Source organism: Flavobacterium quisquiliarum (genome assembly GCF_019308285.1).
GTDB classification, from domain to species: Bacteria; Bacteroidota; Bacteroidia; order Flavobacteriales; family Flavobacteriaceae; genus Flavobacterium; species Flavobacterium quisquiliarum.
Genome location: NZ_WWEM01000012.1, coordinates 190107 through 214146, shown reverse-complemented (window position 1 = coordinate 214146; position 24040 = coordinate 190107). Strand labels below are relative to the sequence as shown.

At 34.0% G+C, this 24040-nt stretch carries 16 protein-coding genes; 13 read left to right on the top strand and 3 right to left on the bottom strand.

The window, feature by feature from the left end; genetic code table 11:
- Positions 1-50: 50 nt before the first annotated feature.
- Both GSY47_RS04675 and GSY47_RS04670 read left to right on the top strand, forming a co-directional pair.
- Entirely contained in the window at positions 51-686 is a 636-nt protein-coding gene (locus GSY47_RS04675) for a hypothetical protein (protein ID WP_179003626.1), read from the top strand.
- 166 nt (positions 687-852) lie between these two features.
- Positions 853-1302 carry a hypothetical protein gene (locus GSY47_RS04670; protein WP_091495261.1) on the top strand — a complete coding sequence of 150 codons (450 nt, stop codon included), beginning with the start codon at positions 853-855 and terminating at the stop codon, positions 1300-1302.
- A gap of 137 nt (positions 1303-1439) precedes the next feature.
- Here GSY47_RS04670 and GSY47_RS04665 read toward each other — a convergent pair whose 3' ends face one another.
- The 3 genes from GSY47_RS04665 to GSY47_RS04655 all read right to left on the bottom strand — a co-directional run bounded on the left by GSY47_RS04665 (position 1440) and on the right by GSY47_RS04655 (position 4770).
- A complete protein-coding gene (locus GSY47_RS04665) occupies positions 1440-2867 on the bottom strand; it encodes an FAD-dependent oxidoreductase (protein WP_179003627.1) in 1428 nt (475 codons plus the stop codon).
- A 119-nt stretch (positions 2868-2986) separates the two neighbouring features.
- Complete coding sequence (locus GSY47_RS04660) at positions 2987-3817, bottom strand: Rossmann-fold NAD(P)-binding domain-containing protein (protein WP_179003628.1); 831 nt, start codon at positions 3815-3817, stop codon at positions 2987-2989.
- 74 nt (positions 3818-3891) lie between these two features.
- Positions 3892-4770, bottom strand: coding sequence for a helix-turn-helix domain-containing protein (locus GSY47_RS04655; RefSeq protein WP_179003629.1), 879 nt, complete (start codon positions 4768-4770; stop codon positions 3892-3894).
- Between the two features lie 187 nt (positions 4771-4957).
- Between GSY47_RS04655 and GSY47_RS04650 the strand changes: the two genes are divergently transcribed.
- From GSY47_RS04650 to GSY47_RS04600, 11 genes are all read left to right on the top strand, one after another.
- Entirely contained in the window at positions 4958-5527 is a 570-nt protein-coding gene (locus GSY47_RS04650) for an RNA polymerase sigma factor (protein ID WP_179003630.1), read from the top strand.
- A 200-nt stretch (positions 5528-5727) separates the two neighbouring features.
- Positions 5728-6864 carry a FecR family protein gene (locus GSY47_RS04645; RefSeq protein WP_179003631.1) on the top strand — a complete coding sequence of 379 codons (1137 nt, stop codon included), beginning with the start codon at positions 5728-5730 and terminating at the stop codon, positions 6862-6864.
- A 135-nt stretch (positions 6865-6999) separates the two neighbouring features.
- Complete coding sequence (locus GSY47_RS04640) at positions 7000-10647, top strand: SusC/RagA family TonB-linked outer membrane protein (protein ID WP_179003632.1); 3648 nt, start codon at positions 7000-7002, stop codon at positions 10645-10647.
- Positions 10648-10651: 4 nt separating this feature from the next.
- Positions 10652-12076 carry a RagB/SusD family nutrient uptake outer membrane protein gene (locus GSY47_RS04635; RefSeq protein ID WP_179003633.1) on the top strand — a complete coding sequence of 475 codons (1425 nt, stop codon included), beginning with the start codon at positions 10652-10654 and terminating at the stop codon, positions 12074-12076.
- Positions 12077-12081: 5 nt separating this feature from the next.
- A complete protein-coding gene (locus tag GSY47_RS04630) occupies positions 12082-14520 on the top strand; it encodes a zinc-dependent metalloprotease (protein WP_179003634.1) in 2439 nt (812 codons plus the stop codon).
- Positions 14517-15038 carry a DUF3347 domain-containing protein gene (locus GSY47_RS04625; protein ID WP_179003635.1) on the top strand — a complete coding sequence of 174 codons (522 nt, stop codon included), beginning with the start codon at positions 14517-14519 and terminating at the stop codon, positions 15036-15038. Before GSY47_RS04630 ends, GSY47_RS04625 begins: the two co-directional genes overlap by 4 nt.
- 794 nt (positions 15039-15832) lie before the next feature.
- Positions 15833-19021, top strand: coding sequence for a SusC/RagA family TonB-linked outer membrane protein (locus tag GSY47_RS04620; RefSeq protein WP_179003636.1), 3189 nt, complete (start codon positions 15833-15835; stop codon positions 19019-19021).
- 12 nt (positions 19022-19033) lie between these two features.
- Positions 19034-20458, top strand: a complete 1425-nt coding sequence (locus GSY47_RS04615; protein ID WP_179003637.1) for a SusD/RagB family nutrient-binding outer membrane lipoprotein — start codon at positions 19034-19036, stop codon at positions 20456-20458.
- A gap of 146 nt (positions 20459-20604) precedes the next feature.
- On the top strand, positions 20605-21972 hold the full coding sequence (locus GSY47_RS04610; protein WP_179003638.1) for a sensor histidine kinase: 1368 nt from the start codon (positions 20605-20607) through the stop codon (positions 21970-21972).
- Between the two features lie 414 nt (positions 21973-22386).
- Positions 22387-23157, top strand: coding sequence for an alpha/beta hydrolase (locus GSY47_RS04605; RefSeq protein ID WP_179003639.1), 771 nt, complete (start codon positions 22387-22389; stop codon positions 23155-23157).
- Between the two features lie 22 nt (positions 23158-23179).
- Positions 23180-23998 carry an alpha/beta fold hydrolase gene (locus GSY47_RS04600; protein WP_179003640.1) on the top strand — a complete coding sequence of 273 codons (819 nt, stop codon included), beginning with the start codon at positions 23180-23182 and terminating at the stop codon, positions 23996-23998.
- The last annotated feature ends 42 nt before the right edge of the window (positions 23999-24040 follow it).

Here is a 24040-nt window from a genome sequence, read left to right as displayed (position 1 = left end):
TCTTATGTTTACCACTAAATAATTTGGAGAAAAATTAAAAAGCAAATTCAATGAAGTCTTTTAGGTTATTATTTATCTGTTTACTATTTGTTTGTTCCTATTCTTATTCCCAATTAAGTTCGGATAAAATATTTGAAAGTTTTAAGCAGGGAGAACGGACCAATTGTTCTTCTATTGCTTTTATCAAAGCTTCTTTAAATGTTTACGGATTAGACAATCTATTTGTAACAGACACTGTAAATGATAAGCTGTTCAAGATAACCTTAAAAAATAACGCTTCATTTGACCTTAAAGATGAAGAATTGAACAGAGCCAGAATTTCTGCTGGTTTTGTATATATCAAAGATAATTGCGATACTGAAAAAATAACCGATTATGCTGTACTTACGTATGCTGTAATGGCGAAATACAAACAGATTATTGATAGGGAATCTACTTTTGATAAAGCGCTGGAAGATTTAGAAGACGGCACAGTTTATACACCAACAATCTATAAATACTTAGGATTTTCAATAGGTAAGCAGGTTCAAAAGTTAAAAAGAGAATCTGGAAGTGAGTATTGCGGCGTTGTTGCATGGTCAAAAGCACATGCTGTTTTTGTATGCGAAGAATTTATGGATTATTATGGTAATAAAAAAAGTATCTGGATAAAATACCCAGGACGTTTTAGAATTATAAAGTCATAATAAAACTAGTTTGTTTAAAGTAGGAAAATAAATATATTAAATTAAGTAAATTCTGATAATATTATTAAATGTTAAAGTTTTATCAAAAAAAGAAAATAATAAACTTGTAAATTAAGTTAAAATACATATTTTTGTCGTCGAACAACACCCAAATCAAATTCATAACATGAAAAAGATAATTTTACTAAGTTTCCTTTTCTTATTGGCAACTGAGGCTGTTTCAGCACAAGCGAAAAATGCTCCTAAAAGTATTATTAGTACAACAGCGTTAATCCGTAAATACCATGATCAAAAAGAATTAAGTGGTATGCAAAAAGGAGAGCTTTTAGAATTGTACATTGAGCGTATTAAAGTATTAGTAAAAACTCTTCCTTATATCGCTTTGGTTACTAAACCAGGTGTTACTATGGCTGATTTAGGTATTCCAGACGATGGAGATCACAAAAAAATCTTAGATAACCAAGCAGCTGGTACAACAACTTTCTTAGATACTACAGTAGAGTTCCAAAGAAAGATGATGCCTTACTCTGACAAAGGAAATCTAATCGCTGCGATTTTATTCTACGAAAACACATTAAAATCTCTACACGAGTTCAACGATTTGAACGAAATGTAAGATTTACAAATAATATTAAAAAACTCCAAAGTCAAAGATTTTGGAGTTTTTTTTATTTTAAACCAATTTGATAGCTGTAAAACGTTAGTTGTTGATTCTTGATTGATTATTGTAATTACTGTAGAAAATTATGACTGTTATTTCCGGTTTCTTTTTAGACATTTTCCCCTTGGTTCGTTGCTTTCATAAAGGGCTATATCAGAATGGAGAAATGCAGCAGCAGCGGCAGAATCTTTCACTTTAGAAGCACTTCGTTCAATCATTTCTGATTCAAATTGTTCTAAAGCACTTTCTCTAACGCCTTTTTCCTTCCAATGCATCGGGGATTTACAGCCTCTTGCAATTTCACGAGCCAGCGAAAGTGCATCCAATAAAGCTTGATTAGCTCCCTGACCTTTAAATGGACTCATAGGATGCGCTGCATCACCAATAAGCGTTACAGAACCTGCGTTTTCTAGTAATTCTCTATGGATCAGTTCACGATCATAAACAGGATAACCTGAAATCTGAGCTTCTTGCGTTGCTTCTAATATTTTCGGAATTGGATTGTGCCATTGTGTTCTTCTACAGGCTTCTTCTTTTAAAGCTTTTGTTCCTTGGATGCTTAAAGTTTTAGCCTCTTTTTCAGGAATTGGAAAACTAAGTTGCCACATAATCGAATCAGATGTATAAGGCATCATATAAATACGTTCGTTTCCATTGGCAGTCTGAAAAACAGTAGCCGAATCTAATAACGGACTTTCAATGTCTTTTAAAGCATTTAAAGGACAAATTCCTAATATCACAATGCAGCCTAAATAACGTAAGGGAGTCTTTTCTTCGCCAATTAAAAGTCTGCGAACTGCACTTCGAATTCCATCAGCACCGACTAGAATGTCTGCCTTAACATCTTTTATTTCTCCGTTAACCTGAAAACGTAAATCAATCCCTTTTGGTGATGGTGTAAAATCTAATAGTTGGTGTCCCCATTTTACTGTGTCACTGCTTTCAAGCTGATTTAATAAAGCTTGACGCAAAGCTTGTCGAGCAATATGAATATTTGTTCGTTTTGGCGATGCATTTATGTCATTTTCAAGCCATTTTCTAAAACCCCATTCAGCAACTATTTTTCCTTCTGTATTGTGAACAATATGTTTCGTTGAAACTACGCCTTCATTTAAAGCTGTAATTCCGAAACCTTCCATTGCTTTACTGGCTTGTTGTAAAGTCAGTCCGTAACCTTGAGAACGTGCGTCAAAATTAAGATCGCGTTCATAAAGGCTAAAAGGAATGCCACGATGTAAGCATGCAACAGCCAGCGCAACACCACCAATACCCGCACCAATAATAGCAACATGAGGAAAATTTTCAATATCTGCTTTAGGATAAGTACCAGAAGCAGTTAAACCAGATCCGTGACATTTTGGGCAGGTGTATAAAGGAGCTTTAGGACGAACAGGTTCTGTGCCTTGTTGATCTGATTTTTCAAACTGTTCCATCTCAATTTGATAATCAAGCCGTACTTTTTTGCTGAGTCTTCGGCTTTTTTTACCGCGTCCTTGGCATTCCTCACAAATAGTCCACATATTGAAGTTTTTCCTTTTGAAAATTAGTTCCTAAAGGCGGGCAAAATTAGAGAAATATTTTAAGACTATAAGAATATAATTCTGTTATGGATTTTGAAGGTATAGCAGCATTAAGTTTTTTAGTTTTCAGGATTCCAAATTCCGCTTTTAGCTGTTTCTTCTGCGTAAGCGCTAAAATCTTTTGCTTTTCTTCCTAGAATCTTCTCAATGTCAAATGTAATACTCGAATTTCTTCCGTCTAAAACCTGTTCAAATAGATAATTTACTAACCAAATATGATCTTCTGGAACCTGATATTCTTGTAGCATTTGCTTATATTCTTCCAGACTTAATGCTTGAAAGCTAATATTTCTGCCGCTTGCATTGGCAATTTCGTTTACTGCATCTTTAAAAGTTAACAATCTCGGCCCAGTCAATTCGTAAGTTTTTCCGTTATGGTTTTCGTTTAAGAGAGCTTCAACAGCAACATCAGCAATATCATCTGCATCGGTAAAAGGTTCTAGTGCTTCTGTTCTTGGTAAAGCTACAATTCCATAGAGAATTGGATCCAAGAAAAAGCTTTCGCTAAAGTTTTGATTGAACCAGCTGGCGCGAATTATAGTCCAGTTTTTAGCATTTTGTTTTACTATTTCTTCGCAAACCTGAGCTTCTTTTTCGCCTCTTCCCGAAAGCAGAACGATTTTTTGCACTCCTGATGCTGTGGCAAGTTTGGTAAAATTTTCTATAGCTTCTGCTGCAAAAGGAACGGCTAAATCAGGTTGAAAAGTGATATAAGCTGTATCGATATCTTTTACAGCATTTTGCCAAGTTTCTGGATTTTCCCAGTCAAAAGGAATGGTTTCATTTCTTGAACCTAAACGAATTTCGACTTCAGGATTATTTTCTAATCTTTTTACAACTCTGCGTCCTGTTTTTCCATTGGATCCTAGAACTAAAATTTTCTTTTTCATATCAATAGTTTTTTAATGATGATTACTGATACAAAGTTGCCTAGATTAAAATACAATCATTTGTCTCAAAAGAATTATGATTTGTTTGAAAAGAATTGCTGTTTCACTTCATTCGGACGCATGCCGAATTTTTTATGAAACGCATTCGAAAAAGAACTCAGACTTTCGTAGCCGACTTCCCAAGCGGATTCCTGAACTGTTTTTTCGCTTTCGCGGAGTAATTCGTATGCTTTGTTTAATCGTTCTTCCTGAACAAATTTAAAAACCGGAATTCCAAAAAGTTCTTTAAAATTTTTCTTTAATTTATTACTGTTGAGCCCAACCATTTGAGACAATTGAGTAATAGATGGTGGAGAAGAGTAGTTGATGGTGACAATTTCTTTCGCTTGAAAAAGTTTGTTTTTATCGGTTTCAGATAAATCAGGTTTTTTTTCAGAAGCCAGAAGCGCATAAAAATGAGCAAGAAGTTCGTTGACCTGACTTTTTAAAAACAGTAAACGTGCGTTTCCTGTGTAGGATGTATTGAAAATTTTTTGGACAGCCAATTGCATTTCGAGTGTCATGTAAAATGACGGACCTTTTACAAAATGTTCTTTTGGACGCAATAATTGCGGTAAATAATTCTCAAAAATCTCTTTTTCTGCTTGAGGAAGTGAATTGAGATTTTTCAGTTTGGTAAAAATACTAATAGACTGTAAAGGTTTATCGGGTTCAATTTTATGGGAGAATTCGACTTTTTGATTGCCGAAAAAACAAATCGCCAAACCAGTGGTGTTCATTAGGTATTTTGTCTGATTATTGTGTTTGATTTCCAGTTCAACATTTCCTGATCCATAAAAGGCAAAGCCAAGCGCGTCGCCGTCTATTTCGCATTTTTGAACTATAGTTTTTGTTGTGTTCGAATGTTCAATTAAAACAATGCAATCGTTAAGCTCAAGGATGTCGGTTGTCATGGAATAATGTTTTTTCGGGTAAAATGTGTGAAAAGTTAAGATTTATTTTTTAGAGTCTAAATAGATTATAATTCAGTATAAATTCATTTAGATTTATTTTAAACTAAAATTTGTACTGCATCATCTTTTAGCTTTTAACATAAAAAATGTTTAATATTGCCTTTTTGATTAGCAACCCTTCAATTTAATGTCTGTTTATAACGAATATACTGATGATTTCTTATTAAATCTTCTCAAAGAAGATAATCAGTTGGCGTATACAGAAATTTTTGAGCGTTATTCCAAACTTTTAATTAATCATGCTTATAAAATTCTTGAAAATCAAGATGAAGCCAATGATGTAGTACAAGAAGTCTTTCTTTCTATTTGGAATAAACGCTCTGAATTAAACATTACAGGATCACTTTCTTCTTATTTATACAAAGCGGTAAAAAACAGAGTACTCAATCATATTGCGCATGAAAAAGTTGTTTCGCGTTATGCTGATTCGATCTCAAATTTCATAGAAGATGATTATGTTTTTGCCGATTCTGATCTTCGAGAAAAGGAATTAGAAGCTATTATTGCCAAAGAAATTGCTTTGCTTCCTGAAAAGATGCGTGAAGTTTTTCTGTTAAGAAAAGTGGAAGAGCTTTCGTATGATGAAATTGCACTTCAATTGAATATTACGGATAAAACAGCCAAGCAACAAGTGTATAATTCGCTTAAAATTCTTCGAGAAAAGCTAAAATCTATGATGAATCTGTTTGTTTGGTAAATTATTTTCATGCTTTTTCTTAATTTTTTTGAATGTTTTTCAATTCTGTAACTCGTTCATTAGTAAATAGAAAGCTAACGTTTTTCTCAATTTGTTAAAGATATAATAATGTTTTTTTAATTTTTTTTTGTTTTTGTCTATGACAAAAGCACTTTCTAACTGTCTTACTATTAAACAAGACAAAATTTCGTGTTGTAATTATGAATAAAACCCAAATCTCAGAATTGCTTAAAAAATATCAGGACGGTACTTTATCAAATGAAGATAAAGACAAACTGGATGCTTGGTATCTGCATAAAGCTTCTAATAACAATTTACAGCTTAACGAATATGAGCTGGAAGATAGTTATCAGCTTTTAAAATCGAAATTACCACTGCAGGAAGAAACAAAGGTAGTCCGTCTTTGGCCTCGTATAGCTGTTGCAGCTTCAATTGCTGTAGTATTAGGCACAGGAATATTTTACTTTTCACAACAAAAAGAAAAAGCGGTTCAAGTTACTGCAAAACCACAGGAAATTGCTCCGGGAGGTACAAGAGGAGTGTTGACACTTTCGAACGGAAAACAAATTGTACTTTCTGAAATTACAGCAAAAGATACTATTGCCCAAGAAGGAGAAGAAGATGAAGTGACAATCAAAATGAACGCAAATGGAGAAATTACTTATATCATCAATCCAAATGCAGCTGGTGCTAAAGATGATAATTCATTTAATACACTTTCAACTCCAACAGGAGGACAGTACAATATTGTTTTGGCTGATGGAACCAAAGTATATTTAAATGCGGTGTCATCAATTAAATACCCGACACAGTTTAACGGAGATAAAAGAGTCGTTGAGTTAGAAGGGGAAGCTTATTTTGAAGTGGCCAAAAATAAAAACAAACCTTTTATTGTAAAATCGGATAACCAGTCAATTGAAGTATTGGGAACGCATTTCAATGTTCATTCTTATAATAATGAAGCGGTTGTGAAAACTACTTTGCTCGAAGGAAGTGTAGCCGTTACGTACAAAAATCAAAAATCAATATTGAAACCAGGACAGCAGTCTGACGTATCGGAGAGTTTTTCTAAAATTAAAGTGAGAGAAGTAGATACGGAAGAAGCGGTTGCGTGGAAAAATGGCCGTTTCAAATTTGACAATGCTGATTTAAAAACTGTAATGAAACAGCTGGAACGTTGGTACGGAATTAAAGTTGAATATCACGGCGATGTCTCTGATGTTCGTTTTAGTGGCGGTACGTTTAGAAATAAAAATTTATCTGAAGTATTAAAAGTACTTGAGTTTAGTAATATCAAATTTAAGGTTGAAGGAAAAACAGTTATTGTATATCCCTAAATTTTAAGTTTATTCGAATATACTGAGACTATAAACTAAAAAACCAGAAGCAGTTGCGATGCTTCTGGTTGTTATAAAAGTGTATAGCCAGTATAAGTTGTCCACCTATTGTTTAACTATAACCAATGTAAATGTATGAAATTAAATTTACAACCAAAAAAACCTTACAAAAATCTTGGAGAAAAGATTCCCAGATTTAATTTTTCCAATTATTTAAATGTTTTTGCTGTGCTTTTTATGCTGTTTTGCAGTTTTTCAGGGCAGGCGCAAAATGTTACGATTAATTTTAAAGACGCATCACTTGAAACGGTACTGAAAGAAGTGGCAAAACAAGCGAATTACGAAGTTTTGTACACGCAAAAAATGCTGAAAGATGCTAAGCCGGTTACAATCAATGTTAAGAATTCTACATTAAAAGAAGCTTTAAATAAAATTTTCAGCGGTCAGAATTTAAAATACAATTTGGCTAATCAGACTATTGTTGTAGCAGCTTCCTCAAAAGAAAAAGCAGAAAGCTTGGGAAACGAGCAAATCCGCGTAAGCGGAAAAGTTACAAACAATAAAAATGAGCCATTTCCGGGTGTTACTGTAACTTTATCAGGTACGAATAGAACAAGCATTACCGATTTTGATGGTGGTTTTATTTTTGAAAATGTACCTTCTAACGGAATTTTGGAGTGTTCGGGATTAACAATTGAAACAAAGTCTATTGCTATTAATGGCCGAAATACTTTTACGATTATTGTTGAAGACAAAATTGCGGCTATGAAAGAAGTAGTCGTTACTGGTTATCAAACTATTGCTAGAAGCAATTTTACTGGTGCAATTTCTAAAATTGATGAAAAAACGTTAAACGAAAACATCAACTCCAATTTATCAAGTGCGATAGAAGGACGTGTTGCGGGTTTGATGTTTCAAAAGAATCCAAGCGGCATTGGTTCAGATCAGCCTATATTAAGAGGTATTGGTACTTTTTCATCTGATCAAGTTGGCTACAGTCCGCTTGTGGTAATAGATGGTTTGCCAACAGAGTTGACTTTAGATGAAATTAATCCGTATGATATTGAAAGTGTGGATGTTCTTAAAGATGCGGCGGCGGCTTCTATTTACGGTTCAAGAGCGGCAAATGGTATTATCGTTTTAACAACTAAAAAAGGAAATGGCAAATTAAAAGTAACAATCAACTCTGATTTCTTTATTTCAGATAAACCAAATCTTAGAGATATGAATTACGCTTCAACTAGCGATATGATTGACTTTGAGCAAGCGGTTTACAATAGAGAAAGAGCTAGATTTGCCGATACAGCTACCATGTTTAGCAGTTATGGAGATATTGGGAACAGTAATCCGAAATATTATAGTCCGCTTTATCAGTTAAATAGAAATCTGGAAGAGGGAAAAATTGATAATACAACTTATAGCAGTACTCTAGCACAATGGAGAAAGAACGATTATAATAAAGATTATCGTGATAATGTTTGGCAGAAAGAATTCAGACAACGTTACAATGTTGCATTTTCAGGCAGTACCACAAAGCAGAATACTTATGTGTCACTTAATTATGATAAATCATTAGGCCGTATTAAATACAATGAGGGGCGTAATTTTAATCTTTATGCTAAAAGTAGTTTTCAGGTAAACAACTGGTTAAATGCTACTTTTGGAGTAAATGGAACTTATAGTAATGATGATGTTACGGAATTTGATCTTGGCAATTATGATATTCAAAAAAGATACGAACGTATTACAGACGATAACGGAAATTTAGTACAATCGTCATTTGCATCAATTAGAGACGGTTTTACATCTGGTGGCGCTCTTAATCCGGCCATGGTTGAAAAATTAGCTGGTTTAAGTGGCTTTAAATCAACGAATTTTAATGTTTTAGATGCACTTAGAGAAGGTATTGAAGAACAAAATTCATTGAGTTTAAGAACCTTCGCTAATATAAAAGCTAAATTATGGAAAGGTTTAAGTTATAGTACACAATTTCAGTACGAAGTAAGAAAAAATGATAGAGAGCAGTATCTTGATGTTAATTCTTATAGAATGCGTTCTGCAATCAATGCGCTGACGGGCTATAATCCAACTACAAACGTATATACTTATGTTGACGGTTTCTCAACTGGAGGAAGATATATGCAGACAAGTTCTCAAGCAAGTAATTATTCTTTTAGAAATCAATTAGATTTTAATCAAGAATTTGCAGAAGGCAAACACTCTGTTAATGCTTTGGTTGGTACTGAAATGCGCGAAACTTTCGTTCCAAGATCTATCGAACAATTGCGATATGGTTATGATCCTGTTACACTTAGTTCTGCAGTATTAAATAATCTTGCACTAAGCCAGACAGGAGTTTCTAGCTATATATTTGGCAGCAACAGAACGTTGGCGGCTTTGGGACGAACGCAGAAGGAAATATTACACCGTTACTTTTCAATTTTTAGTACTGTTAGTTATACGTATTTATCTAAATATAACATTACTGGAAGTTACCGTGTTGATAAAGCCGATTTATTTGGAGTAGATCCAAAATACAAAAACCGCCCATTATGGTCTGCAGGTTTAGGATGGAACATCAGCAATGAAGATTTTATGAAAGAAGTAAAATGGGTAAGTATGCTGAAATTGAGATCTACTTACGGTATTAACGGAAACGTAGATCAAAGCACTACACCTTATATAACTGCTACGAGAAGAAATGACAACTTATATCAGTCTTTACAATATACCAATATCACTGCTCAGCCTAATCCGATGTTGAGATGGGAAAAAACTCAAAGTACCAATATTGGTGTAGATTATAGTTTGTTCCGTGCTAAATTAAATGGTACTATTGATGTGTATCGTAAATATAGCAGCGATTTATTAGCAACTACAGATCTTGACCCTACTGTTGGAGCATTGTCAAGAAGAATCAATGCCGGAGCACTATTGAATAAAGGTATAGAATTTAGTGCTGGTTCTGAATGGTATAATAATGGCAGTTTCCGTATTAATTCGAATTTGGTTTTTGCCTTCAATAAAACGACAGTTAAAAAAGTAACAAGAGCTGAAGCTAGAGCTTCTGAATACGTTTCTTCGCCAAGTAATTACTTTTTAGAAGGTGAATTATTCAATAGTTTATATGCTTACCAATACGGAGGAATGGTAAATGGCTATCCGTATGTTTTGGATGAAAGTGGAAATCCATCGATTACTTTTGATGCTAATGGAAATCCAGTTTCGACAAGCATAAAAACAATTACTAATCCAGATGCTTTAGTAAATATGGGAACTTTAATGCCAACTTACACAGGTTCATTGTCACAGCGTTTTTCATATAAACAATTCGATTTAAACTTCTTATTTGTTTTCTCTGGAGGAAATGTAATGCGTAAAGAAACTATCGATATGAGTTCTGATGCTGTAAACCTTTCTGGTATCACAGATCGTTACACTGACACAAACAGAAATGGAAATACTCGTTTATTTGTAGATTTTGACGAAAGTGTTAGAAATTATGCACCAACTATAAGCAGTCAATGGAGATATTCAACTGCAAATGTTGTAGATGGCGATTATATTAAACTAAGAAACATTTCATTAGGATATAATATTCCAAAAGCTTTTGCAACTCGAATGAATATTACATCGGCAAAATTTACTTTTCAAATGAATAATATCTGGTATTGGAGTGCTGCTGGAAATCGTATTGATCCTGAAGTTTATACAGCTAATTCTGGTACACGTAATTTACCATTGCCAAAAACATACCTATTTGGTTTTAATCTTACTCTTTAAAAAAATGAAAAAGATATATATAACACTGCTTTCCTTAATGATGCTAACAGTGTCATCATGTGACGATTATACAGATATAACACCTAAAGGAGCTTTAGTGATTGAAACACCACAGCAATTTCTTGAATTGGTTTCGCTTCCTGGACGTGGTTATCCAATTAATAACTTTCAATACTTGTCAGATGATCAATGGATGAGAGAAGCCAATGTAATTGGTAGAACCCCAAACATCGATATTCTTAATTTTACTTTTGATGAAAGTGTTGATCGAGTTTCATTAATGACCGGATCGAGTTTTTACAATCAAGCCTATAGTTATATCAACAGATGGAATACCATTATTACTTTAGTAGATAATAGCAAAGGAGATGAAAACATCAAACGATTAGCAAAAGCTGAAGCTAGAATTTACCGAGCGTACGATCACTTTTTATTAGTAAATACTTATGCAAAAGGGTATGACCCCAATACAGCAGCTACAGATGGAGGAATTTGTATTATGGACAAATTTGATTTAGAAGCACAGCCTTCAAAATCTACTGTGGCACAAGTTTATGACTTTATTCAAAGAGATATTGATGAAGCATTACCGTATCTTTTAGAGAAACCGGCCGATGTTTATCATCCTTCATTGGCATTTGCTTATGCTTTTAAAGCAAAAGTGCATTTGTTTAAAAGAGAAATTGCGAAAGCACAGGAAGCCGCTGAAAAATCATTAAGCTACAACAATCAGATATTTGATATGGTAGCTTATAACGCACAAGGCGGACCAACTGCTTTGGCTGTTCCTGCTGCAAATAATACTGAAGTATTAAGTTATATGTATATGACGGGTTACAACGAAATGAATTTTGGCCAGTTATACATCATTAGTCCAGAATTAAGAACGTTATTTGGAACAAATGATGCCCGTTTTAATTTATTCTTCAATTCTACCAGCACAACCAATTTAGATCAAGGTTCTGGTACAGCGTATTGGGGCACTCAGTACACAAGATTTTTCTATCCAACAGTGGGGATGAAAACAACCGAAGTGTATTTGATGCAGGCAGAATGTTTAGCGAGACAAGATAAATTGAACGAAGCAGTTGCCGTTTTAAATACATTAAGAGCAAAACGTATTCTTTCAGGTACGGTAAACTTAACAGTTCCGGCTACTCGAAAAGAAACAATGCAATTGGTGATTAATGAAAGAAGAAAAGAATTGCTTTTAGGTTTTAACCGCTTTTTCGATTTGAAACGATTAAATACGGAAACAGAATACGCCAAAACGGTTACAAGAGTATTCCCAATCGTGAATAAAACGGTTCCTCAAAAAACATATACTTTACAGCCAAACTCTCGATTGTATATTATTCCATTTCCTTTGTCTGCTTTGCAAAAGAATCCAAAATTGACTTTAAATACAGACGAAAAACTTCCATTTTAATTGAGATGAAGAAATTATTTATAATGCTGATCATGCTGTCTTTTGGACAGCATGGTTTTGCTCAAACTCCAGAAAAAAAAGCCGACAGTACCAGTACTCAGCCAAAAGGCATGCTGGCTTATAACAAAGTAATTACCGATAAAGCCAAAAACAAAGCTGGTCTTTTTACGGTAAGTCAGGTAGATACCAAATACTATTTTCAAATTCCAGACAGCTTGTTCAATAGATACATGCTGGTGGTAACCCGATTTCTTTCTACACCAGAAGGAATGGGAGTTTTTGGTGGAGAAAAAGCCAACGAACAGACTATTTATTTTGAAAAAGGAGCCAACAACACCGTTTATTTAAGATCACTGCAATACAGACAAGACGTTCGTTCAGCCGATTCAATGTTGGCAAAAGCATTAGCTGGAAGCAACGAAAATCCAATTGTTGCCGCTTTTCCAATTAAAACAATGAATCCTGATACAAAAGAAGTCGTTATCGAGGTAACGGATGTTTTTAAGAAAGACAATCCAATGTTTGCTATCGATAGCAAAGAGAAAACAGAGAAAAAATTAACTTCTCTTGCAGATGACAAATCTTTTATTGAAAGTATAGATACTTATCCAATCAATATTGAGGTAAAAACGACAAAGACTTACACAAGTTCAACAGCCAGTAGTGGTAGTATAACATTACGTTTGAATACTTCAATTGTACTGCTTCCAAAAACGCCTATGCGTAAACGTTTCTTTGATGAAAGAGTAGGGTATTTTGCTAACAAATATGTTCTGTTTGATGATGATGAACAACGTGCTCAAACAAAATATATTATTCAGCGCTATCGTTTGGAGCCTAAAGATAAAGACATCAAAAAATATCTAAACGGCGAATTGGTTGAACCAAAAAAGCAAATCGTTTATTATATCGATCCGGCAACACCAAAAAAATGGAGACCCTATTTAATTGCCGGAATCAATGATTGGCAGAAAGCTTTTGAAGCAGCAGGTTTTAAAAACGCCATTGTAGGTAAAGAATGGCCGGAAAATGACCCAACGATGAGTTTGGAAGATGCACGATATTCTGTTGTACGTTATTATGCTTCTGAAACACCAAACGCTTACGGACCAAGAATTAGTGATCCAAGAAGCGGTGAAATCATTGAAAGTCACGTAGGCTGGTATCATAATGTGATGAAATTAGTACAGAGATGGTATATGATTCAAGCTGGACCATTAGATGCAAGAGCTAGAAAAATGCATTTGGATGATGAATTAATGGGACAATTGATTCGTTTTGTTTCTTCTCACGAAATTGGTCATACCATTGGTCTTCGTCATAATATGGGAGCGAGCAGTGCGACTCCAGTTGAAAAATTAAGAGACAAAAAATGGGTTGAAGCTAACGGACATACAGTTTCGATTATGGACTATGCCCGATTCAATTATGTAGCACAGCCAGAAGATAATATCAGTCCAAAAGGAATTTACCCAAGAATTGGAATTTATGATAACTGGGCTGTGAAATGGGGCTATGGTTATTATCCAAAAGCGAAAGATGAGTTTGAGGAAGAAAAAATTCTTGCCAAATTAACCACAGATAGTTTAACAGCTAATCCTAAATTATGGTTTGGTGGAGAAGGAAAAGATGAAGATCCAAGAAGCCAAAAAGAAGACATTGGTGATGATGCTGTTTTAGCAAGTGATTACGGAATTAAAAACCTAAAACGCGTAGTTCCAAATCTTATCGAATGGACGTATCAGCCAAATGATGCTTATGAGAATTTAGAAGAGATGCATAAAGCAGTGGTGTCGCAATACAGCCGCTATTTGTATCACGTTCTTAAAAATATTGGAAGCAACTACATCACTAAACGTACTGTTGACGAAAAAGGATCAGTTTTTCAGCCGGTTCCTAAAGCAAAAGTAAAAGCAGCAGTAGATTATGTTGGAAGACAATTATTTGTTGCACCGCTTTGGATGTATCCACAGGAATTAGATAAATTGATTCCATTAAAAACATCTGAGCAGATTTCAGATCAGCAAAATCAAGTGTTGAATATGTTGTTGAGTTCAGGAATGCTTTATAACATCAGCCAAAAAGCAATTCAGTTTGAAGGCGCTTATACGGTGCCTGAATTCTTAAACGATTTACAGCAAACGGTTTGGATAAAATTCAGTGGTGACGAGAAACAAGATTTTTATAGAAGAAGTTTACAGCGTGGTTACATCGAAAAAATAGGCATGTTGTTACTGCCTAAAGAAACGGAACCAGGAAAAGCATTAAATGCAGCACAGCGAAGCGATGTTAGATTATATGGTAAACAGCACTTGGTTAAATTGAGAGCGGAGGTTGTTAAGTTAATGAACAGTGCAACAGGAATAAATAAAGATCATTTCGAAGCAATCTTGATTGAAATAGACAAAATAAGTACAAAATTAAATTCAACTACAACGATATGAAAAAACTATTAGTTATCGCCCTAATCTTCTTAAGCGGTTTTGCTCAGGCACAAGTAACTTCAAAAGAAGAAGTAGCGCCAGAATTGGTTCAAAAAAGGGAAGAACAAAAAAAGGAAATTACTAAAAATTATCTGGCTTTAAAAAACAGTTTAATCACTTCAGATAGTCTTGCCGTTGTAAAAAACGCTGAAGCTTTAAAGAATTCCTTGAAAAGCTTCAAATTTAAAAAACTGACTTTAGAACAAATGAATGCGGCGACAACAACAAGAAAAGCAATTTCAGATTTAGCAGCTGAAATGGCAGCGACTAAAAATATTAATAAACAGCGCAAAATTTTTGAATCACTTTCTGTGAAATACTGGGATGTGGCTTCAAAATTCAAAGCAGCTGATGCGGCATTATATTTACAGGTTTGTCCAATGACAGGCGCTGTTTGGACAAGTGATAGTAAGGAAATAAAGAATCCTTATTATCCAAAAAATATGCTGACTTGTGGAGAAGTAAAAGCAAGTTTGTAGTTTTTTTTAATTTGAATTAGTTTGATAAATACGGTGTTCTAACTGAAGCCGTATTTGTCGTTTCTACTATATTTTTCTTTAATGCTTTTTATAAAGCATTGAAAAAATCAAAATGCCAAGCCGAAAGGTTTGGCATTTTTTTATAGCTATTTTTTAGACTTCAGATTTTTCTTTTCAGACACTTTTTCATTTTTAAAAACATTTAAAACGGTTAAAAAGCATTTAAAATGGACTTTTTATCAATTGAAATTCCTGCTGTTTAGTAAAATTCTTATTAAGGAGCAAAAATCATTATGGTTTTTAATTTATTGTTTATCAATTATTTATAATTTCTTTATCGTTTTCGTTAACATTTTTTTTGCAAAAAAAATGCAATAATACTTTTATATTAAAATTTTTAACATACTTTTGTTCTATCAAATTAGTAGAGTTTAAAATTTTCCCAATAATGAAGACGAGTAAAAACATTTCACTTTCAAACAAACAGAAATCTTTTAGCTGTTTCGATCTCATGTGCAGCTTCTGTTAAAAGTCTTCAATTCCCAATTTCAACAAATTTTAATTAGAGTGAACCTTAGCAATAGGGCAGCTCTTGTATAGGCCAATCCAAATAATAGTAATCAAAAAAAGAAGAAAAAATGAAAAAACGAATGTGTAGCCGGTAAAACAATATGCCATTCCTGTAGTCGCAGAAATGGTCGAGCTTAAAAAAAATATACATCTCTAGAAGGGAAGCGACAACAGATTTTTTTCTGTTTAACGCAATCCTTGATTTATTAAACTAAAAAGAACTAATGAAAAAAATATTAAATAGATATATTGGATTATGTATTTTATTGATTTCCATCGGTGCGACGGCTCAGGAAAAGCAACCACTGATTCAGTCAAAAGTTGGCGGAACAGTGATAGATGCCGTTACTAAAGAACCTATTATTGGAGCATCAATTGTGATTAAAGGTACTACGCATGGTGTTCAAACCGATTTTGATGGTAAATTTTATTTCCAAACGGGACAGAAACTGCCATATACCGTAATAGTAAGTTACTTGGGATACAAAAAGAGAGAGTTTACCATTAATGAAAATTCAGTTGTAATTGATCTTACAGAAGAACAAAATCAATTATCTGAAGTAGTGGTTACAGCGCTTGGTATTTCAAAAGAAAAGAAATCTTTAGGATATACGACTCAAGCGCTTAAAAACAAAGATATTGCTGAGACAAAAGAAACGAACTTCTTAAACAGTCTTAGCGGAAAATTAGCGGGTGTACGTATTACAAATTCTCAAGGAGATATGGGATCTTCTCGTATTATCATTCGTGGAGAAACTTCTATTGCAGGAAACAATCAGCCATTGTTTGTGGTAGATGGAGTTCCTGTAGATAACTCACAATTAGGAAGTGTAGGAGGAGCAACACGTGACTTTAAAAATGCTATAGCCGATTTAAATCCAAATGATATTGAAACTTTAACGGTATTAAAAGGACCAAACGCGGCGGCACTTTACGGATCACGTGCGGCACATGGTGTGGTTTTGATTACGACGAAATCTGGAAAAAGCCAGAAAGGATTGGGAATTACTGTAAATTCAGGAATCACAATTTCTCAAGTAGCGACTTTACCTAGTTTTCAAAACTCATATGGACAAGGTTCAAACGGAAGATTCAGCTTTGTTGACGGAAAAGGAGGCGGTGTAAATGATGGTGTTGACGAAAGCTGGGGGCCAAGATTAGACGGACGTCTTATACCTCAATTTTTCTCAAATGGAGAAGCAGTCCCTTTTGTAGCTCATCCTAACAATGTGAAAGATTTCTTTAATACAGGACTTACCTATGACAATAGTGTTTCTGTAGCAAGATCAGATGAAAAATCAGATTTTCGTTTGGGAGTAAACAATCAAAAACAATTGGGAACAGTGCCAAATAGTGAAGTAAACAAAACAAACTTTACCATTAACACGAATTACCAAATTTCAAAAAGCATAAAAGTTGGAGTTACAGGTAATTATATTACAACTAATGCTCCAGCGTTGCCAGGTGGACCACAAGGGAATCGTGCTGCGGGTGTAATGCTTCAGTTTTTATGGTTCGGTCGTCAGGTTGATATTAATGAGCTTCAAAATAACAGAAATGTAAACTGGAATAACAGTTATTACAGCAACCCTTATTGGAATGCATATTATAATACCACAAGTCAGCAGCGTAACCGTTTTATTGGAGATGTACATTTGGATGCTACATTGGCTGATGGACTTAATTTCAGATTCCGTACAGGAGTTGATTATTACAATGACCGTAGAAAATATACAATCAAATACGGTACAAACGGAACGCCTTTCGGATCATACGCTGAAGATGCTTACACAGTAAACGAACAAAACACAGAAGGTATTTTTACTTATACTAAAAAATTGAATGATGATTTTAGTTTAGATGCTCTTGCCGGATTCAACATCCGTAATCACAGTGATGCTAACAATTATCAAAAAGCACCACGTTTAGCAGTACCAGATCTATATACTTTGACGAATTCAAGAGACCCTTTGACATCATCAAATACATTATCAAGATTGAGAGTATATAGTGCTTATGCTTCTGCACAATTAGGATATAAAAACTATGCGTATTTGAACGTAACAGCTCGTAACGATTGGTCATCTACATTACCAAGCAACAATCGTTCTTATTTTTACCCATCTATTAATGGAAGTTTAGTTTTGTCTGAGGCATTAAATCTAAAAAGCAATACACTTGATTTTTTAAAATTACGTGGTGGTTGGTCTGAAGTAGGTAATGATGCAGATCCGTATCAATTAGCAACAGTTTATAATTTCCAGACAGCATTTGATGGAAATCCAATTCAAACTTCTTCACAAAGAAAATTGAATGAGAATTTAAAACCAGAAACTACACGTTCAACGGAGATTGGTTTAGAGGCTACTTTCTGGAAAAACAGATTGCATTTTGATGTGGCTTATTATAACACAAACAGTTTCGACCAGATTTTAGAAATCAAAACAACAGCTTCGAGCGGCTACAACTCACAATTAATCAATGCTGGAAAAGTAAACAACCGAGGTTTAGAAATTCAATTGGACGGTAGCCCAATTCAGACAGAGAATTTCAAATGGAATATTGGAGCAAATTATTCTAGAAACAGAAGTAAAGTAGAGATTTTGGATTATGCAAAACAGATTCAAAATTATACAATTGGTTCCTCAGGAGGTGTAGATGTATTGGCATCTGTAGGACAGGCTTATGGAGCACTTTATGGAACGGCTTATTTACGTGATGCAAACGGCAACATTGTAGTAGGAGAAAACGGATTGCCAAAAGCTGATCCAACAAAGAGAGTTTTAGGGCATTACACTCCAGATTATTTAGCTGGTGTTACTAATACTTTGACATATAAAAATCTTGAATTATCAGTTTTAGTTGATGCAAGTGTTGGTGGAGAAATTTTCTCAGGAACAAACAGAACTGGAACTTATACAGGGGTATTGGCTTCAACGCTTCCAGGACGTGGTGCTGAAAATGGAGGTTTAAGTTATTATTATCCAAATAACAATACTGCCAATGGAAGAACTTTGGTGAACGGAACTGCTCCAAGCGGTGTAACGGTTTATGATGACGGTATGATTTTTAAAGGAGTGTACGAAAATGGAACTCCAAACACAAAAGTACTTAGTGCTCAGGAATATTACAAAGCATCATACAACATCAGCGAAGCTTACATTTACAGCTCAACTTTTGTAAAAATGAGAGAAATTAAATTGGCTTATAATTTCAATAAGTCATTTGCAAGAAAACTGGGATTAGAAGGAGCAAGTATTACTGCTGTTGGTCGTAACTTATTCTTTATATATAAAGATGCACCGAATATTGATCCTGAAACGGCTTTCAATACTGGAAATGCACAAGGTTTGGAAAGCTTGTCTTTACCAACAACCAGAAATTTCAGTCTTAATGTTAATCTTAAATTCTAAAAACACGAAATCATGCTAAAAAAGCTATCATATATAATCTTATTTGGATTGACACTGACCTCATGCAGTGATACTTTGGATGACATCAATAAAAATCCAAATGCAACCGAAACTCCACTAGCACCTTATTTATTAACTGGAAGTTTAAAACAAGGAGCTGATCTATATTGGGGGTCAGAAAATAACTTTAACTCCTCTTTACTATTTGTACAGCATTGGGCTAAAATCCAATATACTGAACCAGATAGATACGATGTTTCAAATACTTCATTCACTTCTTTGTGGAATACAGGTTATGCAACCTTAATCACAGATTTGAATACAATTATTAATTTTCCAGATGCTCAGGCCAATTCAAACTACAAAGGAATTGCTTTAACGCTTCGTTCTTGGACATTTTTATTGTTGACAGATGCTTACGGAAGTATTCCGTATAAAGAAGCAGGGCAAAAAGTTACAGCAGCATACAATACTCAAAAAGAAGTATACACAGGTTTGTTGGAAGATTTAGCAAAAGCGCAGTCTTTATTAGGCACAACAAATGGTACTGTTACAGGTGATTTGGTTTACAAAGGAGATGTTGCAAAATGGAAAAGATATGTAAATTCTCTTCGTCTGAGAATTGCATTAAGAATTGCTGATAAAGAACCCGCTTTAGCAAAACAAGCTGCAATTGAGGCAACAACTGATCCAGCAGGAGTTTTAAGTAGTAATAACGATACTTTTAAGTTTACATACATTGCTTCTCCTCAGCAAAATCCAGCTTCGGCTTGGTTTGAAACTCGTGATGATTTCCGTATTTCAAAAACGATGGTTAATAAATTAAAAGAATTTTCGGATCCTCGTTTACCAGTTTACGCTCAATTACCATCAGATGCAAGCGTTGGTACTTATGTTGGAGGTGGTAACGGATTGTCAAACAGTGATGCTAATAACCAAGGTTTTGCTAAAACATCTAAACCTGGAACTTATTTCCTAACTTCAGCTTCGCCAGCTGTAATTTATTCTTACTCAGAAGCATTATTTAATCTTGCTGAAGCAGCTGCCAGAGGATTTATTTCTGGAGATGCCGAAGCACTTTATAAAAATGCCATTACAGCCTCATTCAATCAATTTGGAATTACAGATAATACAGTAATTTCTAATTATTTAAATCAAGCAGTTGTAAAATATGATGCTTCAAATTATGCTAAATCTATTGGAACACAAAAATGGATTGCTTTCTTCGGGCAAGGTTTGGATGCCTTTACAGAGTGGAGAAGATTAGATTTCCCTGTTCTAACAGCTGGTCCAGATACAGTTTTGGACGGAAAAATACCATCACGTTTTTTCTATCCTGGGACTGAGCAGTCATTAAATGGTGTAAGCTATCAAGCAGCAATAGCCGATCAAGGAAAAGATCTATTGACGACTAAATTATGGTTTGATGCTAAATAATCTAATTTTTTTGTTTTTTCGCTAAAAGACAAATTGATTTTAAGAAAGAAAAATCTTATATTAAGCCCTGTATCGCCCTGACGATACGGGGTTTTTTATTTCGAATTTGTATATTTGTGTTTATTTAAAATATTCTAAATATATAAATGCTCAAATTGTTACCCTTAGATCCTAAAACGATTTTTCTTCTTTATTTTTGGGGAAATTTATTTGTCTGCATTCTTATTTTCAGCTATTCCTTTTCGTATGCTTCTACAGAAAATAGAAAAAAGTTAAATACGTTTGGTTTTGGAAAAGTATTATTAACCATAGGCTGGATATGTATTTTTTTGAGAGGTATAGTTCCTGATTTTATTTCGATCAACTTTGGTAATACTATTATTCTTTCAGGCTGTTGGTATGAAACCATAGCGATAATATCTATGAATAAAGCTAAATTCAATAGACGTTATCAAATACAAGCTATTTTGACTGTTATTGCAATTGTGGTTTTTAATACAGCGGCTTTCCTTGGAGGATCAATGAATACTCGTATTATAATTATTTCTCTTGGCATATTCGCTATATATCTGCCTCCAACAATTGGTTATTTTAGAGAGAAAGCGACAAATTTGTTTCGTATATTTTACCTGCTTTGTTATGTTTTTTTTGAAATTTTGATCTTTCTTAGAGCAATATATACTTATGTAAGTCCGCAGAAACATTTCTTTAGACAAAGTACATTTGACAGCTTATACAGCATCGGATTGTTTTTGTTGACTCTTATTGGAACAATTGGCTTTTTATTGCTGGTGAAAGAAAAGCAGGATCTTAAAATACAGAAATTATTAAAGGACAAAAATTTATTCTTCTCCATAATTGCCCATGATTTAAAAGGACCGTTAGGTTCGTCACTTGCCTTATCAGAAATTTTGTCTCAGGAAATTGATACTTACAGCCGTGAAGAAATCAAAGAGATTACAGAATTGCTCCATGATTCCAACAAGAATATTTATAAACTGCTCGAAAATTTATTGAATTGGTCCAGAATGCAGACTGGAATGATCGAATACAATCCCAAAAAGATAGAATTAAACAACCTGATCGAAGAAAATATCAAACTCCATAAAAATATCGCGTTAAATAAAAATATTGATTTGAGATTCGAATCAACAGAAATTGTCAGTGCAATGCTGGACAAAGATATGATTGATACTGTTTTAAGAAACCTTTTAACCAATGCGATTAAGTTTACAGAACAGCACGGAGAAATTGTAGTTAGTCTTTATAAAACAAATAAAAAAGCAGAAGTATCAATTCGTGACAATGGAATCGGAATTCCGCTCAATATACAGGAAAAGCTTTTTAAAATTAATGAAAAAGTAATTCAGAAAGGCACCGAAAATGAAATTGGAAACGGGCTAGGGTTATTGCTATGTCATGAGTTTATAAAGAAACACCATGGAGAAATCTGGGCTGAAAGTAAACTGGGAAAGGGAAGTACTTTTAAGTTTATACTGCCATTAGAAAAATAAGAAAACCATATCTCTAATTTTTTAATCGAATAAAACTTCTTTTTTTTCTTCAAATATTAATTTAAACCTTCTTAAGACTTGCATATTCAGTAATTTCTTAACCATTTAATATATTAAATTTTTTGTTCTGTTTGCTTACGTTGTATTATCCGTTATTATAATATGCGATATATGATGAATTTGCGAAATATAACTAATCTTAATACTAATTTTAAGTGTATTTATTTGATTTTTAGTAAATTAGTTGTTTAGCACGCTTCTTGCTTTTTCTTTTCATTATCAGATTAGCTAAAAAAAGCGTGATTTTTTTCTTGTAATAAACCGCGTCTTCAAATTTGATTTTCGATACAGTTTACATTAAACTGAGTTGTTCTATGATTATAAAAAGCTGTTTATTAATTAAATATCAATTTTATGACAAAATCAAAATCCATTATTCTTATTCATGGAAACTTTGTAAACGACGTTAGCTGGGCAAAGTGGAAAGAAAGATATGAACAGAAAGGCTATACGGTTTACACACCAGCCAATCCTGGTCATCAAGGAAATCCTTCAGATTTAAGAAAAACAGTTCACCCTGATCTTACCAAAACCGGTTTTATTGATGTAGTAAATAATATCGTAAAACTGATAGAAAACCTGCCCGAAAAACCATTAATAATTGGACATTCTATGGCAGGAATGGCAGCAATGAAGTTATTAGAATTAGATAAAGCAGTTGCGGCAGTAAGTATAGATGGCGCTCCTCCAAAAAATGTATTCCCACCTTTTACAACATTAAAATCAGTGCTTCCTGCTTTTGGATTCTTTTCTTCCAGTAAATATTTTATGGGAAGTCGTGAATGGTATGACAAATGTTTTTTTAACACCTTACAGCATAGAGACAGAGCGAAAGCATTTGATACTATTGCAGTGCCTGAAAGTTATAAAGTCAGCCGTGAATTGGTTTTAAATTCTTTTTCGAATATTGACTTCAGCAAACCACACAAACCAATTTTATTTATTGGAGGCGCTAGCGATACTATTTTTCCGGCATCACTTACAACAACACTGGCGAGAAAGTATAAAGACAGAAATAGTCAGGTTGATCTGAAAATTTTTCCTGGAAAAAGTCACTTTATCTGTGGAGAACCAGGCTGGGAAGCAGTCGCAGATTATGTTTTAGAATGGTATGAAAATCTATAATAACAATTAAAACGAAATTAAAATGGCTAAAATTAAAGTAAAAGACGGAACAGAGATTTATTACAAAGATTGGGGAACAGGTACACCTATTTTTTTTCATCACGGTTGGCCCTTGTCGGCAGATGACTGGGACGCACAGATGTTATTTTTCTTGGATAAAGGATTTAGAGTTATTGCGCATGATAGAAGAGGTCACGGAAGATCTACTCAGACGTTTACAGGCAATGAAATGGACACTTATGCAGCAGATGTAGCAGAACTGACAGCATTTTTAGATCTAAAAGATGCTATTCATATTGGTCACTCAACAGGAGGAGGAGAAGCAATTCATTATGCAGCTAAATATGGCAAAGGCCGAGTTTCTAAAGTAATTTTGATAAGTGCAGTAACTCCATATATGGTGAAAGATGCCAATAATCCAGATGGAGTGCCTATTGAAGTCTTTGATGATATTCGTTTTAATACGGCAAACAACCGACAACAGTTTTATCAGGATATTACTTTTCCTTTTTACGGCTACAATAGAGAAGGGGCTAATATCAAAAAAGGAATTCAGGACAATTGGTGGCGTCAAGGAATGAACGGAGGAATTAAAGCACATTATGATTGTATAAAAGCATTTTCTGAAACTGATTTTACAGAAGATCTAAAAAGTGTTGATTTTCCAGTTTTGATTCTTCACGGAGAAGACGACCAGATTGTTCCTTATAAAGTAACAGCATTGAGAGCAGAAAAGTTATTGAAAAACGGAAAATTAATTACCTATCCTGGCCTTTGCCACGGCATGCCCACAACAGACGCAGATAGAATTAATGCCGATATTTTAAGTTTTATTCAATAAAGATGAAATATTTGAAAAAAGAACAAAGCCTTCATTAATGAC

What these genes read in the sequence shown, in the direction of transcription:
- GSY47_RS04665 (WP_179003627.1), bottom strand. Translation starts at nt 2,867, where the DNA reads ATGTGGACTATTTGTGAGGAATGCCAAGGACGCGGTAAAAAAAGCCGA.
- GSY47_RS04660 (WP_179003628.1), bottom strand. Translation starts at nt 3,817, where the DNA reads ATGAAAAAGAAAATTTTAGTTCTAGGATCCAATGGAAAAACAGGACGC.
- GSY47_RS04670 (WP_091495261.1), top strand. Translation starts at nt 853, where the DNA reads ATGAAAAAGATAATTTTACTAAGTTTCCTTTTCTTATTGGCAACTGAG.
- GSY47_RS04650 (WP_179003630.1), top strand. Translation starts at nt 4,958, where the DNA reads ATGTCTGTTTATAACGAATATACTGATGATTTCTTATTAAATCTTCTC.
- GSY47_RS04675 (WP_179003626.1), top strand. Translation starts at nt 51, where the DNA reads ATGAAGTCTTTTAGGTTATTATTTATCTGTTTACTATTTGTTTGTTCC.
- GSY47_RS04610 (WP_179003638.1), top strand. Translation starts at nt 20,605, where the DNA reads ATGCTCAAATTGTTACCCTTAGATCCTAAAACGATTTTTCTTCTTTAT.
- GSY47_RS04615 (WP_179003637.1), top strand. Translation starts at nt 19,034, where the DNA reads ATGCTAAAAAAGCTATCATATATAATCTTATTTGGATTGACACTGACC.
- GSY47_RS04640 (WP_179003632.1), top strand. Translation starts at nt 7,000, where the DNA reads ATGAAATTAAATTTACAACCAAAAAAACCTTACAAAAATCTTGGAGAA.
- GSY47_RS04655 (WP_179003629.1), bottom strand. Translation starts at nt 4,770, where the DNA reads ATGACAACCGACATCCTTGAGCTTAACGATTGCATTGTTTTAATTGAA.
- GSY47_RS04600 (WP_179003640.1), top strand. Translation starts at nt 23,180, where the DNA reads ATGGCTAAAATTAAAGTAAAAGACGGAACAGAGATTTATTACAAAGAT.
- GSY47_RS04605 (WP_179003639.1), top strand. Translation starts at nt 22,387, where the DNA reads ATGACAAAATCAAAATCCATTATTCTTATTCATGGAAACTTTGTAAAC.
- GSY47_RS04625 (WP_179003635.1), top strand. Translation starts at nt 14,517, where the DNA reads ATGAAAAAACTATTAGTTATCGCCCTAATCTTCTTAAGCGGTTTTGCT.
- GSY47_RS04620 (WP_179003636.1), top strand. Translation starts at nt 15,833, where the DNA reads ATGAAAAAAATATTAAATAGATATATTGGATTATGTATTTTATTGATT.
- GSY47_RS04645 (WP_179003631.1), top strand. Translation starts at nt 5,728, where the DNA reads ATGAATAAAACCCAAATCTCAGAATTGCTTAAAAAATATCAGGACGGT.
- GSY47_RS04635 (WP_179003633.1), top strand. Translation starts at nt 10,652, where the DNA reads ATGAAAAAGATATATATAACACTGCTTTCCTTAATGATGCTAACAGTG.
- GSY47_RS04630 (WP_179003634.1), top strand. Translation starts at nt 12,082, where the DNA reads ATGAAGAAATTATTTATAATGCTGATCATGCTGTCTTTTGGACAGCAT.